The sequence below is a fragment of the Synechococcus sp. CBW1002 genome (genome assembly GCF_015840915.1).
In the GTDB taxonomy this organism is placed as follows: Bacteria; Cyanobacteriota; Cyanobacteriia; order PCC-6307; family Cyanobiaceae; genus CBW1002.
Map to the genome: position 1 here is coordinate 1537755 of NZ_CP060398.1, position 23132 is coordinate 1560886.

Annotated in this window: 23 protein-coding genes; 15 read left to right on the top strand and 8 right to left on the bottom strand. The window is 54.8% G+C overall.

What is annotated here, in order from left to right; all coding sequences use genetic code 11:
- Positions 1 to 2 precede the first annotated feature (2 nt).
- Both H8F24_RS19385 and H8F24_RS07310 read right to left on the bottom strand, forming a co-directional pair.
- Entirely contained in the window at positions 3 to 290 is a 288-nt protein-coding gene (locus H8F24_RS19385; protein WP_231597691.1) for a transposase, read from the bottom strand.
- 90 nt (positions 291 to 380) lie between these two features.
- A complete protein-coding gene (locus tag H8F24_RS07310) occupies positions 381 to 1148 on the bottom strand; it encodes an amidohydrolase family protein (protein WP_197171587.1) in 768 nt (255 codons plus the stop codon).
- A 100-nt stretch (positions 1149 to 1248) separates the two neighbouring features.
- Between H8F24_RS07310 and H8F24_RS07315 the strand changes: the two genes are divergently transcribed.
- From H8F24_RS07315 to H8F24_RS19910, 3 genes are read left to right on the top strand one after another with little or no spacing between them, the layout of a single operon-like run.
- The gene (locus H8F24_RS07315; protein ID WP_197171589.1) at positions 1249 to 2865 is read left to right on the top strand and encodes an IS5 family transposase; all 1617 of its coding nucleotides are present in this window, start codon (positions 1249 to 1251) and stop codon (positions 2863 to 2865) included.
- Positions 2819 to 3448 carry an ISAs1 family transposase gene (locus tag H8F24_RS19905; protein WP_197158706.1) on the top strand — a complete coding sequence of 210 codons (630 nt, stop codon included), beginning with the start codon at positions 2819 to 2821 and terminating at the stop codon, positions 3446 to 3448. Before H8F24_RS07315 ends, H8F24_RS19905 begins: the two co-directional genes overlap by 47 nt.
- On the top strand, positions 3439 to 3981 hold the full coding sequence (locus tag H8F24_RS19910) for an ISAs1 family transposase (RefSeq protein WP_197158713.1): 543 nt from the start codon (positions 3439 to 3441) through the stop codon (positions 3979 to 3981). The genes H8F24_RS19905 and H8F24_RS19910 overlap by 10 nt, the downstream gene beginning before the upstream one ends.
- A gap of 27 nt (positions 3982 to 4008) precedes the next feature.
- Here H8F24_RS19910 and H8F24_RS07330 read toward each other — a convergent pair whose 3' ends face one another.
- Positions 4009 to 4716 (bottom strand): amidohydrolase family protein, encoded by a 708-nt coding sequence (locus H8F24_RS07330; RefSeq protein ID WP_197171591.1) that lies wholly within the window; start codon positions 4714 to 4716, stop codon positions 4009 to 4011.
- 61 nt (positions 4717 to 4777) lie between these two features.
- Complete coding sequence (locus H8F24_RS07335) at positions 4778 to 5602, bottom strand: hypothetical protein (RefSeq protein ID WP_197171593.1); 825 nt, start codon at positions 5600 to 5602, stop codon at positions 4778 to 4780.
- A gap of 761 nt (positions 5603 to 6363) precedes the next feature.
- Between H8F24_RS07335 and H8F24_RS07340 the strand changes: the two genes are divergently transcribed.
- Both H8F24_RS07340 and H8F24_RS20150 read left to right on the top strand, forming a co-directional pair.
- On the top strand, positions 6364 to 7053 hold the full coding sequence (locus H8F24_RS07340; protein ID WP_197171595.1) for a Coq4 family protein: 690 nt from the start codon (positions 6364 to 6366) through the stop codon (positions 7051 to 7053).
- A gap of 200 nt (positions 7054 to 7253) precedes the next feature.
- On the top strand, positions 7254 to 7856 hold the full coding sequence (locus tag H8F24_RS20150) for a transposase (protein WP_370594805.1): 603 nt from the start codon (positions 7254 to 7256) through the stop codon (positions 7854 to 7856).
- Here the strand turns inward: H8F24_RS20150 and H8F24_RS07350 are convergent.
- A complete protein-coding gene (locus tag H8F24_RS07350) occupies positions 7778 to 8134 on the bottom strand; it encodes a transposase (RefSeq protein ID WP_370594806.1) in 357 nt (118 codons plus the stop codon). The genes H8F24_RS20150 and H8F24_RS07350 overlap by 79 nt on opposite strands.
- A 774-nt stretch (positions 8135 to 8908) precedes the next feature.
- On the opposite strand from H8F24_RS07350, the gene H8F24_RS07355 reads away from it, so the two are divergent.
- Positions 8909 to 9868 (top strand): hypothetical protein, encoded by a 960-nt coding sequence (locus H8F24_RS07355; RefSeq protein ID WP_197171597.1) that lies wholly within the window; start codon positions 8909 to 8911, stop codon positions 9866 to 9868.
- 194 nt (positions 9869 to 10062) lie between these two features.
- Here H8F24_RS07355 and H8F24_RS07360 read toward each other — a convergent pair whose 3' ends face one another.
- Positions 10063 to 11493 carry an IS5 family transposase gene (locus tag H8F24_RS07360; RefSeq protein ID WP_197172093.1) on the bottom strand — a complete coding sequence of 477 codons (1431 nt, stop codon included), beginning with the start codon at positions 11491 to 11493 and terminating at the stop codon, positions 10063 to 10065.
- Between the two features lie 306 nt (positions 11494 to 11799).
- Between H8F24_RS07360 and H8F24_RS07365 the strand changes: the two genes are divergently transcribed.
- The 9 genes from H8F24_RS07365 (at position 11800) to H8F24_RS07405 (ending at position 19295) form a co-directional block, all read left to right on the top strand.
- Positions 11800 to 13143, top strand: a complete 1344-nt coding sequence (locus H8F24_RS07365) for an IS110 family transposase (protein ID WP_231597702.1) — start codon at positions 11800 to 11802, stop codon at positions 13141 to 13143.
- 99 nt (positions 13144 to 13242) lie between these two features.
- Positions 13243 to 13752, top strand: coding sequence for a transposase (locus H8F24_RS07370; protein ID WP_197157219.1), 510 nt, complete (start codon positions 13243 to 13245; stop codon positions 13750 to 13752).
- Positions 13749 to 14303: a helix-turn-helix domain-containing protein gene (locus tag H8F24_RS07375; protein WP_197171598.1), complete on the top strand. Its 555-nt coding sequence runs from the start codon at positions 13749 to 13751 to the stop codon at positions 14301 to 14303. Before H8F24_RS07370 ends, H8F24_RS07375 begins: the two co-directional genes overlap by 4 nt.
- A 53-nt stretch (positions 14304 to 14356) precedes the next feature.
- Complete coding sequence (locus tag H8F24_RS07380) at positions 14357 to 15850, top strand: IS66 family transposase (RefSeq protein ID WP_197154297.1); 1494 nt, start codon at positions 14357 to 14359, stop codon at positions 15848 to 15850.
- 99 nt (positions 15851 to 15949) lie between these two features.
- On the top strand, positions 15950 to 16510 hold the full coding sequence (locus tag H8F24_RS07385; RefSeq protein WP_197171600.1) for an integrase core domain-containing protein: 561 nt from the start codon (positions 15950 to 15952) through the stop codon (positions 16508 to 16510).
- A 338-nt stretch (positions 16511 to 16848) separates the two neighbouring features.
- Positions 16849 to 17136: a transposase gene (locus H8F24_RS07390; RefSeq protein ID WP_231598083.1), complete on the top strand. Its 288-nt coding sequence runs from the start codon at positions 16849 to 16851 to the stop codon at positions 17134 to 17136.
- 139 nt (positions 17137 to 17275) lie between these two features.
- A complete protein-coding gene (locus H8F24_RS19915; protein WP_197158706.1) occupies positions 17276 to 17905 on the top strand; it encodes an ISAs1 family transposase in 630 nt (209 codons plus the stop codon).
- Positions 17896 to 18438 (top strand): ISAs1 family transposase, encoded by a 543-nt coding sequence (locus tag H8F24_RS19920; protein ID WP_197158713.1) that lies wholly within the window; start codon positions 17896 to 17898, stop codon positions 18436 to 18438. The genes H8F24_RS19915 and H8F24_RS19920 overlap by 10 nt, the downstream gene beginning before the upstream one ends.
- A gap of 65 nt (positions 18439 to 18503) precedes the next feature.
- Positions 18504 to 19295, top strand: coding sequence for an IS3 family transposase (locus H8F24_RS07405; protein WP_231598251.1), 792 nt, complete (start codon positions 18504 to 18506; stop codon positions 19293 to 19295).
- Positions 19296 to 20110: 815 nt separating this feature from the next.
- Here the strand turns inward: H8F24_RS07405 and H8F24_RS07410 are convergent.
- On the bottom strand, positions 20111 to 21661 hold the full coding sequence (locus H8F24_RS07410; RefSeq protein ID WP_197171601.1) for an IS5 family transposase: 1551 nt from the start codon (positions 21659 to 21661) through the stop codon (positions 20111 to 20113).
- Between the two features lie 525 nt (positions 21662 to 22186).
- Entirely contained in the window at positions 22187 to 22813 is a 627-nt protein-coding gene (locus H8F24_RS07415; RefSeq protein ID WP_197171603.1) for a Coq4 family protein, read from the bottom strand.
- Positions 22814 to 23132: the final 319 nt, after the last annotated feature.

The window sequence follows — 23132 nt, forward strand, 5'->3', positions numbered from 1 at the left end:
CATCAGAGCAGTTGAGACTTTTTTTTGAGCCACTCCAGCTCCATCTGCAGCCGTCCGATCTGCTGGAACAGCTCCGCCTCCTTGGCCTGCCCCTCCTCCTTGTCCTTGGTCTTCTTGCCTCGGGTGAAGAGCTCGCTGGCACCGTCCAGGAGCTGCCGCTTCCACTGGCTCACCTGGATCGGGTGGATGGCGTGGTCGGCGGCGATCTCCTGGATCGTCTTGCGGCCACTGATCGCCTCCATGGCGACCCTGGCCTTGAACTCGGGGCTGTGGGTGCGGCGCTTGCTCATCGGTGGGAGCCCCTTTCAGGGGCGGTACCCCGCCTCAGAGGTTAACGATGGGGCCTGTCCAGAAAAGCCAGACCACCTCAGATTGGGCAGTCAGACAGAGAGCTGAAGTCGTTCAATAATCTGTCGTCGAAGCACAAGCCCTTGTTCTCTTATCAGATCCTCATCGAGGGTGGTTAACTGGCGATCGCGCAAGAGGACACGTCCATCGACCATCAAATCGCAGACATCGTTGGCCTTCGTAGCATAGACCAGTGCCGAATAGATGCTTCGAAGGGGAATCTGGTCGATGGGATCCATCTGCAGCACGACAAGATCTGCACGCTTACCCACCTCCAGAGAGCCAATCATATGATCCATATGTAAGGCTCTTGCACCTCGAATCGTGGCGAGCTCAAACGCTTCCTGGGCTGAAACCACCTTGGGGTCGTAAGTGAATAGCTTATGCAACTTGGCAGCGGTGTCGATTTCCTCCCAGAGGCTTAGGTCGTTGTTTGAGGCTGATCCGTCGGTGCCGATACCGACACCCATATTGCGCGACAACATCTGCGGCAGCGGTGCTACCCCCGATGCGAGTTTCATATTCGATTGAGGGTTGTGCACTACACCAACGCCATAGTGTGCCAATAGATCGAGTTCATGGTCTTCAGCCCACACAACATGCGCCGCAACCATGTTCTCGCTGAGTACCCCAAGGCGCGCTAGATGTTCCACAGGTCTTAGACCTTTAAGTCGGATACTCTCCAACACCTCATGCCGACTCTCTGCAAGGTGGGTGATCAGCGGACAATTGTGTTCAATAGAGAAACGGTGTGCTGCAATCAGATGGTCATCCCCAACGGTGTAGGGACTCCTGAACAATCCAGATCCATTGCGCCGCAGCTGGTCTCAAGCATGAGAAACCGCTAAAGTGGCCGTGAATCAGGCAATCCGTGATTGCCTTTACTCCTGATCGTTCCATATGTACCGGAGGCACAATAACGGTCAGATCTCAATCAAGGAGTTCCACCTGCCATTTGGCGGCACACTTGATCCCGAGAATCGCTGGGTTCAACTGGAGGGGCTGATCCCATGGGATGAGCTGGAAGAAACCTATGCCCCTCAATTCAGCGCCACAATTGGCGCTCCAGCCAAATCAGTGAGAATGGCCTTTGGCGCTCTCTACATCAAACAGAAGTTAGGGCTCACCGACGAAGAGACAGTCCATCAGATCAGAGAGAACGCCTATATTCAGTTCTTTCTCGGCTTTGCGGGCTACACAGCTAAGGCACCGTTTGATGCCTCGATGATGGTGCACTTTCGCAAGCGTTTTTCTGACGAGGATCTGCGCCGTATCAACGAGCTGGTGGTGCAGCGCGGCAAAGAGATCCTTCTGGAAGCACTTGCTCAGGCAGCAGACGATGACGACCATGATGATCGTGATTCCAGTGGAGGAGGCGCTCAGCTAGAACTTGATGCGTTGATCAAGCCTGCTGACTGGCCAGAAGGAAAGAATTGGGGCACTCTCACGATTGATGCCAGTTGCACTCCAGCCGACATCACCTATCCCAGAGACCTCAAGCTCCTCAACGAGGCTCGCACAACGACCGAGCGAGTCATTGATGATCTGTGCAGTCAGTCATCGGGATTCAGGAGACATCGACCTCGCTACGACCGTGGCCTTGCTCGTGCTCATTTCCTGAGAGTGGCGAAGCAAAAACGACCACGTCGCCGCAAAGTGAAGGCTGCCATTAAACATCAGCTTGGCTATGTGCGGCAGAATCTCAAGGCCATTGATGCTCTGATCGGCTGCGGGGCAAGGCTTTCCGAGCTTAAGAGGCATTGGTGGCAGAAGTTGTTGGCCTGCAGCGAGTTGGAGCGGCAACAGGGCCTTCTGCTCGCCTCTCAGACCAACAGCATTCCAGACCGCCTGGTGAATCTTGTGCAGACCCATATCCGCCCAATGGTGCGAGGCAAAGCACGTGCTGCGGTGGAGTTTGGAGCCAAAATCAGTGTTTCGGTTCAAAACGGCTTTCCGTTCTTGCACCGCATAAGCTGGAACCCCTACAACGAAGGAGAAGACCTTATCGCTCAGGCGGAAAAATACAAGCTGGATACAGGATCTTACCCAGAGCGAATCTGCGCCGACCGGATTTATATCACGGCCAAGAATAGGCATTTCTGCACGAGGAACGGTATTCGCCTCTCCGGCAAGCGATTGGGTCGCCCGCCCAAGGATCCTGATGTCACCACTGCACACAAGCACCAGCTCCGATCTGATCAAGCTCGACGCAATGAAGTGGAAGGCGTCTTTGGCTCTGGAAAGCGCAAGTATTCCCTGGATCTGATCATGGCTCGTCTACCAGCTGGTGCCGAATCCTCCATCTCGATGGCCTTTGTCGTGATGTGCGCGGAAAAGGTCTTGAGGCTGCTGCGCCTCTTTTTTGTCCTTCTTTTTGGGTGGATCTACCAGGGTCGCCTAAAAGTCTGTCCTGGTAGCTCTTGGCAGGTCTGCCAGCATTGGGTTTGGTCGGCGGGTCTCAGTGCCCCCAATGCCCGAAACCCGCTCCACCGGAGTCGATCAGCCCGCACCGGATGACCTGATCAGCTTCCTCAAGGCCATCCCGGATGGGCGTTACCGCCGCGGGGTGCGTTACCCGCAGTGGTTCCTGCTGCTGGTGGCTGTGCTCGGGATCCTGAGCGGCTGCCGCAGCTCCCGTGATCTGGAGGCCTTTGCCCGGCGGCACCGTGAGGCACTCAACCAGGCGCTGGGCCTGAATTTCAAGCGCTGGCCCTCCGATGCCACCTTCCTCTACCTGTTCAACAAGGCCCACCTGCAGGAGTTTGGCCAGGTGCTGCAGGCCTGGATGATCAGCCAGGTCCCAAGCGGGGCAACGGGTCTGGATCAGCTGGTGTGTGATGGCAAGACCCTGCGCGGCTCTGCCGTGGAGACAGAAGACGGCAGTCACCGGTTTGTCGCCCAGGTCACGGTGTACGCCCGGGCCCTTGGCGTCGCCCTGGCCCAGACGACCTATGACACCCACGAATCCAGTGAGCGTGCGGCGCTGAAAGAGCTGCTCAGCAGCCTGGATCTCGATGGCGTGTTGATCCAGGCGGATGCCCTGCACACGACGCAGGCGTTTTTCGCTGGTGCCTCTCCCAGGGGGCCGACGTGCTCCTGACCGTCAAATCGAACCAGAAGACCCTCTACCGCCAGATCGGCTGCCAGTTCCAGGGAAAGCGTCACATCCCTTTCACTGCAACAGATCACGAGAAGCGCCACGGGCGCGACACCGTCTGGGAACTGCGAGCCAGAGAGGCACCGGAGCACATCAAAGCCAACTGGCCCGGCAGCGCCTGGATCGTTGAGGTGATCACAGGCACCCTCACCCGCAAGGGCAAGCGCAAGATCAGGCACCACCTGTTCCTCACCAGCGTGCGCACCACGCCACAAGCCCTGCTGCGCCTGATCCGTCAGCGCTGGAGCATTGAGAACGAATGGCACTGGGCCCGTGACGTCCAGCTGGGTGAGGACGCTCATCGCTACGCCAACCGGATCGGGGCCCCGGTGTTCGCCTTCCTGCGAACCATCGTGATGAACTTGCTGCGGCGGGGCGGCTACCGCTCGATCCGCCAAGGCCTGCGGGAGTTGGCCTACGACATCAAGGGAATGCTGGCACTTGGCGGCGTGGCCAGCCGAGGGAGCTTGGGCTGATCACACTTTTAGGCAGCCCTGGTGGATCTACAGCTTTTTTATGGCCTGGTCAGCGATCAGAGCGCCTGAGGGCATCTGCAAGCCATGCTTTTGAGATCTGGCCGACTTGATGTCACCGCGCTTGCCAGCCTGATTAACGCGAAGCAAACGGACGAATCCGGCGCCGATGGGCCGAGAATCTTTTTCAGGAGTCCCGGTGTAAGGGGCATGCGGAGCAATTGCTGGTATGATCAACTGGTGACCTTGCCAACGTTCCACAAAACGATGCAGAGTGTCCATAGCCGCGGTGTAGTCGGTACAATCCGGAGCAGGAAAATCGATAAGAACCTGACCAAGTAGACCACGTAATCCCGCGACCGCTATCTCTTCGGCTACTGCATACTCGTAGTAGTACATATCGCAAACGGTGGTGATACCACCTCGAATTAGCTCTGCGAGCCCAAGACGTGTGCCGCAGCGCACGAATGCTTCATCCACATTCATTGCCTCTGCAGGAAAGATCGTATGTTGTAGCCAGTCATCAAGATCCTCATCATCCGCCAATCCACGGAACAGAGTCATTGGAATATGAGCATGCCCATTAATCAGCCCAGGTATCACTGCACGCCCACTGGCATCGATACGATTCAGGGCCTCATAGGAAGACTGCAGCTCCTGACGATCTCCCACGTCTACTATACGGCCAGTCTTGATGGCAATAGCACCATCTCGAATGACGCGCCGATGATGGTCCATAGTGACGATGACACCCCCTAGAATTAGAGTATCGACTTGCACAGGATTTCTCAACAGTAGATTAGTCTTTTATCCAACTATAGACCCTGTCACGAGCAATCGCAATCTCTAGGAGCGAACGGATAAAGGCAGCACTGGAATAGGAGCAATAATCATGCCAGTCATCCGTTTTTTCAGAATCGGCAAAATCACAAACACCCTTGACTACCAAAGGAATTACAGGGCGCAAATAGGTACTACACATAGATGCGGCAAGTGCAAGCCCATACGATTCCATGTCGATAGCAAGAAGCGAATACTCTTTGGCTTTTAGTCTGTCAATGTAAGACTGATCCTTAATTACTTGCGGGCCACATGCCATTGCGCCGTAATGAATACGTGGCTCTGCCTCACTAGGCATTGGATGTCCAAAGCCAACACGAACCAATTCTTGCAACTCGTTAGAATCAGTAAGAGAAATCAAAAAATCCAGTGCCCATGGAGGTGGCGAAACCCGGTTCTGTACTGGAATGAATTCACCCTCCGATAACTGACCACTTGAGTGTTCGAAGCACTGACTGGCAACCACAAGATCACCAAGGTTGACCGAACCCTTGACACCTGCACAGATACCTGTCATCACAGCCAACTTTGGCTTCCATAGACACATTGCCTTGGTGGCAGTGATCGCAGAACTGGTCAGCCCCTTTTCCTGTTGTCGGAGCGCAACAATCGTCACACTGCGATTAGCATGGGCAACATTTGTCAGAAGGTATGAAGTTCCAAGGATTGCAATGCGCTGGAATTCACTGTCAAATACCTTCTTAAGCCATTGCAACTCCTCATGCAGTCCTGTCATCAACAGAATATCAGCGCTTATTGAGGGCGCGTGCTTGTCTTCGGACATTCTGAATTACCAAAATTGGATCGTTTTTAAAACCTTTAATGCGACGGACGCTCTTAAAGGGTAATGAGGCTTAACCATGAGGAGTGCACAAGCAAGGCCAAATATTTCTACAATAGTGACGACTAGTCATGTGCCGACAGAGCTGATAGAACCAAAGATAAAATGTAATAATATCGGCTCCAAACCAAAGAAGCGCTTGCTTGCACCATTCACAGACACGCCACCTTTGGAATTAGAATAAGAATTACTAAAATAAATTGTTTTGTCGCATCCGGTAGGAGCAGGTATTCGTACATATAAGTGCATTCGAACCGATGCCAAGTTTTTCAGATCTGAATCGAAATTATCTTGACATCATTCACTAGCAAGAATGAAGCGCATTCACGCGAAGAAGATGTGAAGAACTCGCGAATACCAACAGGCCGAATAAGGGTTTATGGCGTTATCGCGTTTTGCATTGTTCAAAGGCCATGTGGTAGAAATACCGCATTTTACTTCTACCCAAACTTTCAACTTCTGTCGCCATGACTGACCAATAAAGTGCTTCCATCACACGTGCCTCATGGTCTTGGGGCTGCATAGCCATTTAACAGCTCGAACTGTGTAAGTCTACTGGCTCATCTGATGAAACACCGACTTGATGCTTGATGAGTCTCCATCCCTGGGTTAGAATCATCTTGAAGCCAGCACCGGTGACACGCAATTATGTGATATGGCCTTCAGAGGGACAAGCTACACCAGTTCATCCGTTACCTTGACGCATGCGTAATTCTCTTCGCCGCGAGCTGTTGCACTTTGCTACTGATCTAGCAGCTCTGGTAGAGCGTTCTGAACCTGAACGCGGAATCGATCTATTGACTCGCAGCTACAAAACACCTGCGGCAGACGCCGCGCGCGCCTCACTTCGCAGCGATCCAGCAATAGCTGAGCTGATGAAAGAGCGCTACTGGGGGCATTGGCCGAGTCAATCTGAGTTTTTGACGCTACCTTCGGGCAGCCTGGGATATTCTTATGCGAGCTGTCTTGCCAGTGCCGGCGGAAGCATTCTACCCGACCCTGTTCTGCAAGACGGGAGTGAAGGCGATGATATTTGGCTTCACCAACGGATTAGACACTCACACGATGTCTGGCACGTGGTTTGCGGCTGCCCCCCCACGGTAGCTGGGGAAGCGGCGATAAGTGCAGTGAACGTTGTTCAATTGCGCTGGCCAGGCAGCGCCATGGTGATTGGCGCTCACCTAATGCAACACTGCATGACAGGCTCTGTTCAGGGTCAACTTGATGTCGGTCTTGCAATAAGCTATGGTCTTGAGCTCGGACGGATCTGCGCACCACTACTTGCACAACGCTGGGAGGAGGGCTGGGATGAATCTATTGAAGCTTGGCGAGAGCGACTTGGCATTGCGGATATAGTCGCCGCTTCTCCGTTCCACGATGATTTTTGCAATTAGCGTCTGCTGTGGACTGTTAAGCATATTTTATCCAACAGACCAACTGTTTCCCCGACTAACGTTGTTGACGAGATAATGTGCTGAATTCCTAAATCTCAAATACAAAATGAGTCAGGAGCGTGAGGTGGACTGGTTTTTCTGGACAGGTCCCATCGTTAATCTCTGAGGCGGGGTACCGCCCCTGAATGGGGCTCCCACCGATGAGCAAGCGACGCACCCATAGCCCAGAGTTCAAGGCCCGGGTCGCCATGGAGGCGATCAGTGGACGCAAGACGATCCAAGAGATCGCTGCCGATCACGCTGTTCATCCGATCCAGGTGAGCCAGTGGAAGCGGCAGCTGCTCGATGGCGCCAGCGAGCTGTTCACCCGGGGCAGGAAGAGCAAGGACAAGGAGGAAGGGCAGGCCAAGGAGGCTGAGTTGTTCCAGCAGATCGGCAGGCTGCAGATGGAGCTGGAGTGGCTCAAAAAAAATCTCAGCTGCTCTGACGCCCATGAACTGCGAAAGCTGGTCGATCACGACCATCCTGCGCTCAGCATCAGCCGCCAGTGTGCCCTGCTAGGCCTACCGCGATCCACGCTCTACTACCGACCGACTCCGGTTCCGGAATCAACGCTACGGATCATGGCCAGGATCGATTCCTTGTATCTGGAGGATCCCTGCAGCGGCAGCCGTCGGATGGTGGATTATCTGGCCCGAGTCCTTGTTCACATTGGCGTGGACTTTCATCCCGAAATACCAATGGTTGGCGTTATTCGTCTGGTGCATCTCCGGATCCGGCTTCCCTGCCTTATTCTTGGTTGAACTAGGCGCGCCGATGAGGTGGTATCGACGATCGTGCCTTGCCGCCTCGTCATGCAACGCGCACCGAGGTGGGCCTTCACGGTGTCAAAAACCTGCTCGCCTAGGCCATCCTTCTCCAGCAGATGGCGGAAGGTCAGGATCGTCGTTTCATCCGGAATCCGATCGCTGATCAGCTCGATACCGGCAATGTGACGCATGGTGGGTACCTCGATCAGGGCCTCCTCATTCGCCGGATCGCTTAGGGAATACCACTGCTGCAGCAAGTGAATGTGCAGCATCGTCGCCAGCGGGTAAGGAGGGCGGCCGCCCTTCTTGTCGCTTTGGGGTAGTGAGGCTCAATCAAATCGATCAGTGCCTGCCAGGGCACCACCGGCTCCATCTCAGAGAGAAACTTGTCACGCTGGGCTGCATCTTGGCCGTGGTCAGATCGCAATGCGAGAAGCTGAGCTGCTTGCCACCCATCAACTCTGTCCCGGCCTGCCATCACAGGGACATTGTCGCGTTTATCGCTCGGTCTTCCCAGACGCTCCTTAAGTGATAAGTATTCAAGGAATTAGTGCATCGTTAATAGAGGGACGATGGTTTCGCAAACTCTCCAGCCAGTCTGCAGCGCGAGGCACCCGTAGGTCATGCTATCGTATGTGTATTCTACGTGCTTCACATTCGTGAAAGCGTCATACTCAGCCGTATGGCTTGGGCTAATCTATTTGCTCACTTTAAATGACCATTTTTAGGATCACTAGACAATGCTAGGCTATTATAGCGCTAGAACTATTGGGATACTGTTTGGTGAGCAACGGTTAGAGAAATTTCAGAAGACCTTCTCTGTAGCTTGTTCGATTGTATTCATATTCTCAACGTCAGTTGCCCTCGGTATTCTTAGGTTCGATCAGCATTATAGTCACCCCATTCATCTTCTCCTCCGCCATACAGTAGCTACATCCCTGATCTTGCTCTCATGTTTTGCTATTCTATGTACACTCGTCTACGTTAGGCGAAGCAAAGCCACGATCTATAGCGTCTCACCTTTACTTCTTACACCAATAGCTTTTGTGATCTATTCACTGGATCTGGTTAGCTATAATACAGATATTAGCGGTTCATTCACGCTTATATATGCAATCTGCCGACTACTCAACTGCGTCCTATTAGCCTATTCTTTGGCGGTTATTAGAAGAAATACCCGATGCGTTGCCCTTGTTCTAACTGTAGAGCTTATTCTGGCGATTATATTGCTTACTATTCACAATAAGAGCATGATTTATGAGATATCATTAATTATATGGGCTAGCATGATTCAGTTTAGCATCTCTCTGGTAGTGGGTGCGAGCCATCAAAATAGGAAGGAAAAGCCAATAGATTCTAAGTTTGTCGCCAACCGTGAGGAATACGGCAGTTCATGTGAAATAGTTAAGATCCGTGCCTGGCTTCCGAACAATGAAGATACTTGCTCACATATAGTTCTTCCAGTGATTGGACGTTATTCGTTTGCCTATTCACTCAGAAGGCGAGACTTTCATGTAGGACATATAACTTTCGAAACCAACAGTTTTTATGCTAGTATCTATCCTGATAAGAATTCATGGCTGGCAGAGGAGAAGAGACCAACTAGTAAAACTATAGGAAGCTCTCATCGCATGTTTTATCCAGGAGTATGGCAGTCTCTTGATTATGATATTCAACAACGCGGGGCTGCTTACAACGTCTGCGTTGTTGATGCCTTTAACCCCGATCATCTCATCTCTGTGTGGCATACTCTAAAGAAGGACTCTTCCTATTCTCTCTATAGTCGAAATTGTGCAATTGTTACCGTAAGACTATTTGAAGAGTGCATTCGTGATTCACTGAGTGAGATACCATTCACTATCGGAATTCTTAGGACGTACTTATCGTCATATTTTTGGAGTGCTATCATCGCAAAACAACGCTCAGAGCTTTTCACTTGGTCACCTGGCCTTGCTTATGACTACATTCGTAGCCTCAGTTTGTTAGTCGCACGTCTTACGAAATAGTTACCACTGCAGACTCTGCAAGTTGCCTGTTTTCGCATTGTAAGATTCATAAATGATGCTCTTTTATGTCTCCATATTGTCATCATCTCTATAGGGACTCCTGAAAAAGATTCTCGGCCCATCGACGCCGGATTCGTCCGTTTGCTTCGCGTTAATCAGGCTGGCAAGCGCGGTGACATCAAGTCGGCCAGATCTCAAAAGCATGGCTTGCAGATGCCCTCAGGCGCTCTGATCGCTGACCAGGCCATAAAAAAGCTGTAGATCCACCCAAAAAGAAGGACAAAAAAGAGGCGCAGCAGCCTCAAGACCTTTTCCGCGCACATCACGACAAAGGCCATCGAGATGGAGGATTCGGCACCAGCTGGTAGACGAGCCATGATCAGATCCAGGGAATACTTGCGCTTTCCAGAGCCAAAGACGCCTTCCACTTCATTGCGTCGAGCTTGATCAGATCGGAGCTGGTGCTTGTGTGCAGTGGTGACATCAGGATCCTTGGGCGGGCGACCCAATCGCTTGCCGGAGAGGCGAATACCGTTCCTCGTGCAGAAATGCCTATTCTTGGCCGTGATATAAATCCGGTCGGCGCAGATTCGCTCTGGGTAAGATCCTGTATCCAGCTTGTATTTTTCCGCCTGAGCGATAAGGTCTTCTCCTTCGTTGTAGGGGTTCCAGCTTATGCGGTGCAAGAACGGAAAGCCGTTTTGAACCGAAACACTGATTTTGGCTCCAAACTCCACCGCAGCACGTGCTTTGCCTCGCACCATTGGGCGGATATGGGTCTGCACAAGATTCACCAGGCGGTCTGGAATGCTGTTGGTCTGAGAGGCGAGCAGAAGGCCCTGTTGCCGCTCCAACTCGCTGCAGGCCAACAACTTCTGCCACCAATGCCTCTTAAGCTCGGAAAGCCTTGCCCCGCAGCCGATCAGAGCATCAATGGCCTTGAGATTCTGCCGCACATAGCCAAGCTGATGTTTAATGGCAGCCTTCACTTTGCGGCGACGTGGTCGTTTTTGCTTCGCCACTCTCAGGAAATGAGCACGAGCAAGGCCACGGTCGTAGCGAGGTCGATGTCTCCTGAATCCCGATGACTGACTGCACAGATCATCAATGACTCGCTCGGTCGTTGTGCGAGCCTCGTTGAGGAGCTTGAGGTCTCTGGGATAGGTGATGTCGGCTGGAGTGCAACTGGCATCAATCGTGAGAGTGCCCCAATTCTTTCCTTCTGGCCAGTCAGCAGGCTTGATCAACGCATCAAGTTCTAGCTGAGCACCTCCTCCACTGGAATCACGATCATCATGGTCGTCATCGTCTGCTGCCTGAGCAAGTGCTTCCAGAAGGATCTCTTTGCCGCGCTGCACCACCAGCTCGTTGATACGGCGCAGATCCTCGTCAGAAAAACGCTTGCGAAAGTGCACCATCATCGAGGCATCAAACGGTGCCTTAGCTGTGTAGCCCGCAAAGCCGAGAAAGAACTGAATATAGGCGTTCTCTCTGATCTGATGGACTGTCTCTTCGTCGGTGAGCCCTAACTTCTGTTTGATGTAGAGAGCACCAAAGGCCATTCTCACTGATTTGGCTGGAGCGCCAATTGTGGCGCTGAATTGAGGGGCATAGGTTTCTTCCAGCTCATCCCACCCCCAGTGTCAGCAAACGAACCAGTACGCGCGTACGCCCTCGCGCCCGAAACACCCACGGCCAAGCCAGAGCGCCCTTGCCACTCTGGTCATGAGGACATCGGGCCATGGCCGATGACATCTTTGGAGGCCTGACCCCGAAAGCAAACGTGGCCTGGGATTCGAATTGCGCTCCCTGCCCTGGCGACGGCTCGACTGACCAATGAGTTAGTCGGCCGATCCCGATTAGGAATTTGCTGATTTTAGTGCGCGAATCCTGCCTGATGCCCTCCCGATCACCTAGTGAGTCCTTAAGCCATGGGAGAACCAATTTCAGCAGGCAAGCGCCGAGCTCGTCTGAAAGTCATTAACCCTCGTTCCGCTGGAATTGATGTCGGCAGTAGATTCCACGTTGTTGCTGTTCCTGTCGAGCTTGATCCGAATCCCGTCCGCAAGTTTTCAAGCTTCACAAAGGATCTAATCGCACTCGCCGAATGGCTGCTGGCAGTTGGAATTAGCACCATTGCCATGGAGTCCACTGGAATCTACTGGGTTCCGCTTTACGAGATTCTCTCTGGCAAAGGCATTGACGTCTTTCTTGTTAATGCCAGGCACGCCAAGAATGTTCCGGGCCGCAAGACGGATATCAACGATGCACAATGGCTTCAGCAGCTCCACAGCTACGGCCTGGTGAGAGCAAGCTTTCGTCCAGACCAAAAAATCACAGAACTACGCTCATATCTGCGGCAGCGTGATCAACTTGTTCGATACCGCTCGTCTCATCAGCAACACATCCAGAAGGCGCTGATGCTTATGAATCTTCAGCTTCATCATGTTGTCAGAGATATCAGCGGACTAACCGGTAGGCGAATCATCGATGCCATACTTTCAGGTGAGAGGGACCCCGAAAGACTCGCTTCTCTCCGAGACAGACGCTGCAAGGAGAGCGCGGCAACAATTGCGGCTGCTCTTGAGGGGAACTACCAAGACGATCACTTGTTCTCTTTGAAGATCGCAGTTGAGCTCTTTGACACCTATTCAGAGAAGATCAGGGCCTGCGAGCTTGCGGCACAATCATTGATGACAGAGCTTGCCGGCTCGGACTATCAAGATCCAGGCAGTCAACCTGGGGATTGGAAGATATGCGGACATGGCTTTGCATTTAACCCAACCCACCTAATTCAAGCCTTGTCAGGCCACAATCTTCTAAGGCTTCCGGGATTAGGACCAACAACAGTTCTCACGCTCATTAGTGAGTGTGGGTTGGACATGAAGCGCTGGCCCAGTGCCCAGCATTTTGTGTCATGGCTGGGACTCAGTCCTCAGAACAGGATCTCAGGGGGAAAGGTACTTTCTTCACGAACACGACAGGGCACTACGCGAGCAGGTAGTGCCTTTTGGATGGCTGCCGTACCGCTGGGAAGAACGAATACTGCACTGGGTGCTTTTCAACGTCGTCTGGCAGCACGTGCCGGAAAGAGTAAAGCATTAATTGCTACTGCCCGAAAGCTTGCCATTCTTTACTACAAGACGCTCCGTGATGGTTTGGTATATCAGGATCCCGGTGCTGCCGCATATCAGGAGGAATCAAGGGATCGTCAGATTCGTGGTCTCCAGCGACGCGCCATTGCCCTTGGTTTTCAACTTGTTGCCTCTGCTTGAGGTGTGGTCAGTCAGCCGAGATCCCTGTTGGCCGTTGGTGTTTCTTAGGAAGAAGTCCGCTCGGTTTGACCCGTCCACCTGGGGGCCCAACCGACGACTATGCAACCGCCCTATGACGCCGCTCTGCGGGAAGCCGTCCGCCTGCGGATGAGCCCTCCGAACCTTGAGAGCGTGGCTGAGATCGCCCGCGACACCGGGATCACGGCGCAGACCATCTACAACTGGCGGAGCCAGTGGCAGAAGCAGGGCCAGCTGGTGCCTGCCACGAACCGGCCGCCGGAGCAGTGGAGCGCTGCCGACAAGCTGGCAGCCGTGATCCAGGCCGCAGGACTGAACGGAAGCGAGCTCGGGTCGTTCTGCAGGGAGCGGGGGCTGTACCCCAAGCAGGTTGCCCGTTGGCGCCAGGCCGCCGAGGATGCCAATGGCCCCAGCGCGCCGAGCATGGCTGATCAGCGGGAACTGCAACGCAAGAATCAGGAACTGGTCCGGCGGAATCGCCAGCTGGAGCGTGAATTGCAGAAGAAAGAAAAAGCACTGACAGAAGCGGCGACGTTGTTGATGCTCTCAAAAAAGTTCAACCAGATCTTTCAACCGGACGAGGATCCTTGATTCCGTCTGGCGATCGCGGTGCGATCGTCGCGCTTCTACAGGAAGGCATCAGTCGTGGCCTTTCGGCCAAGGCCATTGCTGATCTTTTCGGCCTGGCGACACGCACGCTGAGGCGATGGGGCTTGATGATTCGGACCCAGGGATTCAGCTGCGATCAACGCAAGGGAGCGTCCAGGCATGTCATGCATCGTTTCAGCGAGGAGGAGCGCCAACAGGTGTTGTCCACTGTCAACGATCCACGCTTTGCCGATCTCACGCCTGGTCAGATCGTGGCGATCCTTGCCGAGGAGGGAGTCTACGTGGGATCGGAGTCAACGATTTACCGCATCATGCGCCAGGAAGGCCTGTTAAATCATCGCGGCAGGAGCCGCCCACCGCGGGAGCCAAGAGAGCCACCCGTGCTGGAGGCAACGGGCATCCATCAAGTGCTGGCCTGGGATATCACCCTGTTGCCGGGGCCTGTGAAGGGTCAATTCTACTACCTTTATATGGTGATGGATGGTAAGCATTCAGGGGTCGGGACAGCACGCGGCGAACATCGTCTCTGCTGAACCCTTGACGGCGTCCTGATTCCCGTTTGCATCTCAGGCAGAGACTGCTTGAGATGGGCGCCCCTCCTGCTGGCATTTCCGAGGTGGACTGGTTGTCGTGGCCAGCTGGTGCCAGGGAGTTCATCCTGGCTCAACAGGAGGAGATGGTGCAGCTCCGCGTCCAGCTCACCGCCCTGGCGACCGAACTGGCCCATCTGCGCGAGCGGATCGGCCGCAGCTCCCGCAATTCTTCCAAGCCTCCCTCCAGTGATGGCCAGGGGTTTAGGCCGCCCGAACGACGCAAGGGCAGTGGCCGCAAGCGCGGCGGCCAGCCGGGCCATCCCGGATCTGGGCCGGAGCTGCTGCCGATCGAGCGGGTGGATGAGGTGGTCGAGCACCACCCCCAGGCCTGCCGCCGCTGCGGCACGTTGCTACAGGGTCAGGATCCCGAGCCCTTGAGGCACCAGGTGATCGAGATTCCACCGATCACGCCTCTGGTGATCGAGCACCGGCTGCACCGCCTGGTCTGCCCCTGCTGTTCCACCAGCACCTGTGCCTCGTTACCGGCGGAGGTGGAAGTAAGCCATTACGGTCCCCGGCTCAGTGCTCTGGTGGGTCTGCTGGGTAGTGCCTTCCCGTTGAGTTTCAGCAAGACCCAGGCGCTGCTGGATCAGCTGCTGGGGGTACAGATCAGCCGGGGAGCGATGGCCACTATCCGCCAGCGCTTGAGTGCAGCACTGGAGCAGCCCATGCAGGAGGCCCTTGCGTTTGCCCGTCAGCAGTCGGTGGTCTATGTCGATGAAACCGGTGCCCCCACCGGTAATGCCGATGGGGGCAACCCCGATGGCCGGCGCGGCTGGGAGTGGGTCATGGTGACCGCCATGGGGGTGACAGTGTTCTTGCAGAGCCTGAGCCGCTCGGCTGCCGCCGCGATCGACCTGCTCGGGAATGCCTTTGGCGGAATTGTGGTGAGCGATCGCTTCTCCGCCTACAACCATCTCCCGCTGGAGCAGCGCCAGCTGTGCTGGGCGCACGTGATCCGCGATCTCACTGCCATCGCTGACCGTCAGGGCGCCAGCGGTGAGATTGGAGCGGAGCTGCTGGGCCTGCAGCAGCAGCTGTTTGCCCAGTGGCACCGCTACAAAGACGGAACGATCGACTGGTCCACGTTGCAGCAGGGCTGTCGGCCGATCCGCCAGGCGTTTGTGGGCACGCTGCAGCGGGTTGTGGAGCTGGGCTGCCAGCGCGGCGAGCGAACGCCGTGGGCCAAGACGGTGCGTACCTGCCATCAGTTGCTGCAAGTGAGCGATGGCCTCTGGACCTTCCTGGAGATTGAAGGGATCGAGCCCACCAACAACGCAGCCGAGCGTGCCCTGCGCCATTCGGTGATTCAGCGCAAGATCAGCCATGGCGTCCAATCCCGCCAGGGTGCAATCTGCCGCAGCAGGTTGCTCACGGTCACCACCAGCCTGCGGCAACAGGGCCGTGATATCTGGCAGTTCCTGGAGCAGGCCTTGATCGCCCATCATCGTGGCGGTGAGATGCCATCGCTGTTGCCGAATCCCTGAGCCGGCCGTCATCGATCGTGGTGTCTGTGGTCGCTTGGTGATCAGCGATCAAGGGCGGTGAATGCTGCGCGGCTGCGTCACGGCCCCTGAACGGATACGATGGATGTGTGGAGCCGGCGCATCCTTGGCGTTGAGGTGCACGATCGTGAATGCGGCGAACTGGCCAAGCACTTCTTTGATCGTGTCTGCCGTGATGAAGGGATCAGCTCGGGGTCGACCACGATCCTGCACGCCGATAACGGAGCACCCATGCGCTCCTACACCTTGGCCGCCAAGCTGGCCGAGCTCGGCATCTCCCTGTCATTCTCGCGGCCGCGGGTGAGCAATGACAACGCCTACGTTGAGTCATGGTTCCGAACCATGAAATATCACCAGAGCTATCCAGTGCGTCGTTTCCGGGATCTTCTCTCAGTGCGTGCCTGGGTCGATGGTTTTGTTGACTGGTACAACGCTGAGCATCGTCACAGCGGCATCAAGTATGTGACGCCCAATCAACGTCACTACGGAGAAGCTGACGCGATCTGCAGAGTCCGTCAGCAGACCTATGAGCAGGCGCGTGCGCAACATCCACGCCGCTGGGCCAGGCCACCTCGCGATTGGGCTCAGCCAACAGTCGTGCGGGTCAACCATCCCAGACCGCAGGACACTGTCGCTGCTTGAAGATCAGAAACCCAGGCCCCAGGGGGTTGTGGTTGGACCGCCCGCAAGAGGCGGGCCGGCCTCAGCCTCCGACCGGGGGCCGGCCGCTCAAGCCTGCGCTCCTGATCAACGCGCGATGACGATCAACATCCGATCTCGAAGCCCATGATCCTCCATCCGGAGTAGGCTTTCTGAGGTACTCAGATCAGTACCCTGAGCGGACATCTTTGCTGATAGGCGCCGCCATGGGATCAGCCCCTCCAGTTGAACCCAGCGATTTGAGGTGGTCTGGCTTTTCTGGACAGGCCCCATCGTTAACCTCTGAGGCGGGGTACCGCCCCTGAAAGGGGCTCCCACCGATGAGCAAGCGCCGCGCCCACAGCCCCGAGTTCAAGGCCAGGGTCGCCATGGAGGCGATCAGTGGCCGCAAGACGATCCAGGAGATCGCCGCCGACCACGCCATCCACCCGATCCAGGTGAGCCAGTGGAAGCGGCAGCTCCTGGACGGTGCCAGCGAGCTCTTCACCCGAGGCAAGAAGACCAAGGACAAGGAGGAGGGGCAGGCCAAGGAGGCGGAGCTGTTCCAGCAGATCGGACGGCTGCAGATGGAGCTGGAGTGGCTCAAAAAAAAGTCTCAACTGCTCTGATGCCCGTGAACTGCGCAAGCTGGTCGATCACGACCACCCCGAGCTCAGCATCAGCAGCAGGGTCGCCTAAAAGTCTGTCCTGGTAGCTCTTGGCAGGTCTGCCAGCATTGGGTTTGGTCGGCGGGTCTCAGTGCCCCCAATGCCCGAAACCCGCTCCACCGGAGTCGATCAGCCCGCACCGGATGACCTGATCAGCTTCCTCAAGGCCATCCCGGATGGGCGTTACCGCCGCGGGGTGCGTTACCCGCAGTGGTTCCTGCTGCTGGTGGCTGTGCTCGGGATCCTGAGCGGCTGCCGCAGCTCCCGTGATCTGGAGGCCTTTGCCCGGCGGCACCGTGAGGCACTCAACCAGGCGCTGGGCCTGAATTTCAAGCGCTGGCCCTCCGATGCCACCTTCCTCTACCTGTTCAACAAGGCCCACCTGCAGGAGTTTGGCCAGGTGCTGCAGGCCTGGATGATCAGCCAGGTCCCAAGCGGGGCAACGGGTCTGGATCAGCTGGTGTGTGATGGCAAGACCCTGCGCGGCTCTGCCGTGGAGACAGAAGACGGCAGTCACCGGTTTGTCGCCCAGGTCACGGTGTACGCCCGGGCCCTTGGCGTCGCCCTGGCCCAGACGACCTATGACACCCACGAATCCAGTGAGCGTGCGGCGCTGAAAGAGCTGCTCAGCAGCCTGGATCTCGATGGCGTGTTGATCCAGGCGGATGCCCTGCACACGACGCAGGCGTTTTTCGCTGGTGCCTCTCCCAGGGGGCCGACGTGCTCCTGACCGTCAAATCGAACCAGAAGACCCTCTACCGCCAGATCGGCTGCCAGTTCCAGGGAAAGCGTCACATCCCTTTCACTGCAACAGATCACGAGAAGCGCCACGGGCGCGACACCGTCTGGGAACTGCGAGCCAGAGAGGCACCGGAGCACATCAAAGCCAACTGGCCCGGCAGCGCCTGGATCGTTGAGGTGATCACAGGCACCCTCACCCGCAAGGGCAAGCGCAAGATCAGGCACCACCTGTTCCTCACCAGCGTGCGCACCACGCCACAAGCCCTGCTGCGCCTGATCCGTCAGCGCTGGAGCATTGAGAACGAATGGCACTGGGCCCGTGACGTCCAGCTGGGTGAGGACGCTCATCGCTACGCCAACCGGATCGGGGCCCCGGTGTTCGCCTTCCTGCGAACCATCGTGATGAACTTGCTGCGGCGGGGCGGCTACCGCTCGATCCGCCAAGGCCTGCGGGAGTTGGCCTACGACATCAAGGGAATGCTGGCACTTGGCGGCGTGGCCAGCCGAGGGAGCTTGGGCTGATCACACTTTTAGGCAGCCCTGGCATCAGCAGGCAGTGTGCGCTGCTGGGGCTGCCTCGATCCACGCTGTACTACCGGCCGACACCGGTCCGTGTATCGACGCTGCGGATCATGGCCAGGATCGATGCTCTCTACCTGGAGGATCCCTGCAGCGGCAGCCGCCGGATGGTGGACTATCTGGCCCAAGATGGTATCCCGATCAGCCGAGATCGAGTGCGAAACCTCATGCGGCGCATGGGATTACGGGCGATCTACCAGAAGCCCCGGACGACGGTTCCAGGTGATCCGTCCGTGCGGTTCCCCTGCCTGGTGGACCTCACGCAGGTCACGTCGGTGGATCAGGTCTGGGCGACCGACATCACCTACATCCCTCTGCAGAAAGGGTTCCTCTATCTGGTGGCGATCATGGATCTCCATTCCAGGCATGTGCTCAGCTGGAGGCTCTCCAACAGCCTTGACACGAAGTTCTGTCTGGAGGCCCTGGAGATGGCCTTGGGAGGCGGCCGTAGGCCAGAGATCTTCCACTCCGATCAAGGCTGTCAGTTCACGTCCGCTGACTTTGTGGCCAGACTCAAAGGGGAGCGGATCCAGATCAGCTGGTCCGGCAGAAAGCGGTGCTACGACAACATCCTTGTTGAACGGCTGTGGAGGACTGTCAAGTACGAGGAGGTCTACCTACGGGCATACAGCGATGGCTGGGACGCTGAAATCAGCCTGGCCCGCTTCCTGTGGCGGTATTGCCATGTAAGACCTCACAGTTCCCTTGGAGGCAAAACTCCCCACGCGGTCTACACTGAGGCCGAACCATGTTCCACCCGTCCTGGGTTAACGATGTCAGGGGCCGGAACTGTCCAATAAAAGGCACCCACCTCAATTCTCGGGATCAAGTGTGCCGCCAAATGGCAGGTGGAACTCCTTGATTGAGATCTGACCGTTATTGTGCCTCCGGTACATATGGAACGATCAGGAGTAAAGGCAATCACGGATTGCCTGATTCACGGCCACTTTAGCGGTTTCTCATGCTTGAGACCAGCTGCGGCGCAATGGATCTGGATTGTTCAGGAGTCCCTCTATATTGCAATGATGTGACGTCCGACTATTCAGGCCTAACAGATGAGCCTTGCTTTCGCAGGAGAGTCCTTGATAGCCAGGATTCTTCGGCTTGTGCCAATGAATCTAGTTGTATACACACGCTGATGCTATAAATGGATGTGTGTAAGGCGTCCAGCATTGTTTAGGCTCTGAAGATTCAGCAATTAGCGTACATTCTATAACTGGCACACGCACGCATTGCGTTCTCGTGTTTGAGCCACAGAAATGCTTCGCGAAGCAATAAAGGAAAGCAAAATAAACCTATCCTGGCACTTTCAAGCGGATAGCCGTCCTCGATTGATGGGAGAGATTTCTGGTGTGAGTGGGAATACCTCACCCGTAATCTATTTAAGTGCTCATATGTCAACAATCAAACTATAGAGTCATAGTAGTATTCGATCCATTTGGAATTCACAGATGAAGCAAGGGTGAGCACCTTGTTGGTCCCAGAATGTAAGCCTCGAATGCTGAAAGCATGTAGGGACTCCTGAAAAAGATTCTCGGCCCATCGGCGCCGGATTCGTCCGTTTGCTTCGCGTTAATCAGGCTGGCAAGCGCGGTGACATCAAGTCGGCCAGATCTCAAAAGCCTGGCCTGCAGATGCCCTCAGGCGCTCTGATCGCTGACCAGGCCATAAAAAAGCTGTAGATCCACCCAAAAAGAAGGACAAAAAAGAGGCGCAGCAGCCTCAAGACCTTTTCCGCGCACATCACGACAAAGGCCATCGAGATGGAGGATTCGGCACCAGCTGGTAGACGAGCCATGATCAGATCCAGGGAATACTTGCGCTTTCCAGAGCCAAAGACGCCTTCCACTTCATTGCGTCGAGCTTGATCAGATCGGAGCTGGTGCTTGTGTGCAGTGGTGACATCAGGATCCTTGGGCGGGCGACCCAATCGCTTGCCGGAGAGGCGAATACCGTTCCTCGTGCAGAAATGCCTATTCTTGGCCGTGATATAAATCCGGTCGGCGCAGATTCGCTCTGGGTAAGATCCTGTATCCAGCTTGTATTTTTCCGCCTGAGCGATAAGGTCTTCTCCTTCGTTGTAGGGGTTCCAGCTTATGCGGTGCAAGAACGGAAAGCCGTTTTGAACCGAAACACTGATTTTGGCTCCAAACTCCACCGCAGCACGTGCTTTGCCTCGCACCATTGGGCGGATATGGGTCTGCACAAGATTCACCAGGCGGTCTGGAATGCTGTTGGTCTGAGAGGCGAGCAGAAGGCCCTGTTGCCGCTCCAACTCGCTGCAGGCCAACAACTTCTGCCACCAATGCCTCTTAAGCTCGGAAAGCCTTGCCCCGCAGCCGATCAGAGCATCAATGGCCTTGAGATTCTGCCGCACATAGCCAAGCTGATGTTTAATGGCAGCCTTCACTTTGCGGCGACGTGGTCGTTTTTGCTTCGCCACTCTCAGGAAATGAGCACGAGCAAGGCCACGGTCGTAGCGAGGTCGATGTCTCCTGAATCCCGATGACTGACTGCACAGATCATCAATGACTCGCTCGGTCGTTGTGCGAGCCTCGTTGAGGAGCTTGAGGTCTCTGGGATAGGTGATGTCGGCTGGAGTGCAACTGGCATCAATCGTGAGAGTGCCCCAATTCTTTCCTTCTGGCCAGTCAGCAGGCTTGATCAACGCATCAAGTTCTAGCTGAGCGCCTCCTCCACTGGAATCACGATCATCATGGTCGTCATCGTCTGCTGCCTGAGCAAGTGCTTCCAGAAGGATCTCTTTGCCGCGCTGCACCACCAGCTCGTTGATAAGGCGCAGATCCTCGTCAGAGAAACGCTTGCGAAAGTGCACCATCATCGAGGCATCAAACGGTGCCTTGGCTGTGTAGCCCGCAAAGCCGAGAAAGAACTGAATATAGGCGTTCTCTCTGATCTGATGGACTGTCTCTTCGTCGGTGAGCCCTAACTTCTGTTTGATGTAGAGAGCACCAAAGGCCATTCTCACTGATTTGGCTGGAGCGCCAATTGTGGCGCTGAATTGAGGGGCATAGGTTTCTTCCAGCTCATCCCATGGGATCAGCCCCTCCAGTTGAACCCAGCGATTCTCGGGATCAAGTGTGCCGCCAAATGGCAGGTGGAACTCCTTGATTGAGATCTGACCGTTATTGTGCCTCCGGTACATATGGAACGATCAGGAGTAAAGGCAATCACGGATTGCCTGATTCACGGCCACTTTAGCGGTTTCTCATGCTTGAGACCAGCTGCGGCGCAATGGATCTGGATTGTTCAGGAGTCCCCATGTACGCGGTAGTCGAAGTGCATCATTCAATAGGCTGCAGCCCAGAGAATCGACATTGCAACAAATGACTGACGGCCCACCAATTGCGATTGATAGTAACAGTATGGAGAGATGACAATCATACAGTATTTCGTTGCACTTGGGTTACAATAGAGTGCATATAAATGCATATTTCGATGGCAATGAGCTCCCTGTCTCAATACTAACAAAGCACAGATAATCATTTTATCCAATCTATGGCAAGCATTATTCAGAGATAAGAACTCCTATATCACGGCGGGCCTCTAACTCCGTCGACTGCAGGCTGATAGAATTCTAAGGATGTGATGCAAGTATCCAGGCATATTGGAGCTCTCTGGAGAGGTAATGGTTTGATCGGAACCTAATACTGCTGCTTCGGTTTGGAGTCTAGAAATGCCGGCACTCTCCATTGGTTGGCTCTGACCTAGTTGGATTACTGAAAGGTGTAATGTTTAGATCTCGCCGTAACTCTGCAATAGGTCTGTCCCAATAGTCCTCAAACTTGTAGGCATAGATTGAACCTGTACTGCACATACGCGCTTGCATTCCCATTGAAATACCTGCTGCTGTTGCAAGCAGGATGTCATCAAACGCACAGTAGTCTTTGCATCTAAGCGAATGTAACAGGCCACCAAAAGCTAGTATTGCTCCAAAGAAGCTTCGTATGTGTGACATATTAAAGCTGGCGACCCCAGCTTCCGATGCGAGATCAGTTCGTGCAAAACCAAGAATCACATGCATCATGTCATGAACATGCCTAAGCCGATGTGTTATATAGTCAATTTCGCTATCAACTTGACCAAGCTCATCAATTGCCGCTGGATCAAGACCGTTTTCAGAAATGAAAGTAGCGTACTGCCTTCCAAAGGTTTCATCACCTAACTGAAGCAACTCATCTACGTCCACTTCAGGATACGTCCATCGCTCACTGGCCATTGATTTTACACCGGGGTTAGAAAGTAATTGCTGAAAGTACTGCAATGATATCTCGCTATCTTTTAGACCTTCATACATTCGTATTATGCTTGTAGTATCTGAAGGGTTGCCTATGAATGATAGAAAAGCTCTGCACGTCCTAAATAATGCAATCAGGTTTGTCAAAGTAGTACTAGCCGAGCTTCAACCCATTCTAGCAGTAATACATGGGCTAACAACAGGTGTTGGACGCCATCAAGATGGGTAGTGGCTTTTGGGATTCCAACCATTGTGCTAGAGCGACATTATGCGGTGGTCAGCATTGAGCACGGGCATTTGTGCTGTCTAGCTCGACAGATATATGTAAGCACTCACTTATAGGGATCCTCTCGGCAGCCAGCAATGTCACTATCGTTAC

Excerpts from the sequence above, each read along its gene's own strand:
- H8F24_RS19385 (WP_231597691.1), bottom strand. The coding sequence starts at position 290 with ATGAGCAAGCGCCGCACCCACAGCCCCGAGTTCAAGGCCAGGGTCGCC.
- H8F24_RS20150 (WP_370594805.1), top strand. The coding sequence starts at position 7,254 with ATGAGCAAGCGACGCACCCATAGCCCAGAGTTCAAGGCCCGGGTCGCC.
- H8F24_RS07410 (WP_197171601.1), bottom strand. The coding sequence starts at position 21,661 with ATGTACCGGAGGCACAATAACGGTCAGATCTCAATCAAGGAGTTCCAC.
- H8F24_RS07385 (WP_197171600.1), top strand. The coding sequence starts at position 15,950 with ATGGATGTGTGGAGCCGGCGCATCCTTGGCGTTGAGGTGCACGATCGT.
- H8F24_RS07365 (WP_231597702.1), top strand. The coding sequence starts at position 11,800 with ATGGGAGAACCAATTTCAGCAGGCAAGCGCCGAGCTCGTCTGAAAGTC.
- H8F24_RS19905 (WP_197158706.1), top strand. The coding sequence starts at position 2,819 with ATGCCCGAAACCCGCTCCACCGGAGTCGATCAGCCCGCACCGGATGAC.
- H8F24_RS07350 (WP_370594806.1), bottom strand. The coding sequence starts at position 8,134 with ATGCTGCACATTCACTTGCTGCAGCAGTGGTATTCCCTAAGCGATCCG.
- H8F24_RS07315 (WP_197171589.1), top strand. The coding sequence starts at position 1,249 with ATGTACCGGAGGCACAATAACGGTCAGATCTCAATCAAGGAGTTCCAC.
- H8F24_RS07340 (WP_197171595.1), top strand. The coding sequence starts at position 6,364 with ATGCGTAATTCTCTTCGCCGCGAGCTGTTGCACTTTGCTACTGATCTA.
- H8F24_RS19915 (WP_197158706.1), top strand. The coding sequence starts at position 17,276 with ATGCCCGAAACCCGCTCCACCGGAGTCGATCAGCCCGCACCGGATGAC.
- H8F24_RS07335 (WP_197171593.1), bottom strand. The coding sequence starts at position 5,602 with ATGTCCGAAGACAAGCACGCGCCCTCAATAAGCGCTGATATTCTGTTG.
- H8F24_RS07390 (WP_231598083.1), top strand. The coding sequence starts at position 16,849 with ATGAGCAAGCGCCGCGCCCACAGCCCCGAGTTCAAGGCCAGGGTCGCC.
- H8F24_RS07370 (WP_197157219.1), top strand. The coding sequence starts at position 13,243 with ATGCAACCGCCCTATGACGCCGCTCTGCGGGAAGCCGTCCGCCTGCGG.
- H8F24_RS07330 (WP_197171591.1), bottom strand. The coding sequence starts at position 4,716 with ATGGACCATCATCGGCGCGTCATTCGAGATGGTGCTATTGCCATCAAG.
- H8F24_RS07415 (WP_197171603.1), bottom strand. The coding sequence starts at position 22,813 with ATGTATGAAGGTCTAAAAGATAGCGAGATATCATTGCAGTACTTTCAG.
- H8F24_RS07380 (WP_197154297.1), top strand. The coding sequence starts at position 14,357 with ATGGGCGCCCCTCCTGCTGGCATTTCCGAGGTGGACTGGTTGTCGTGG.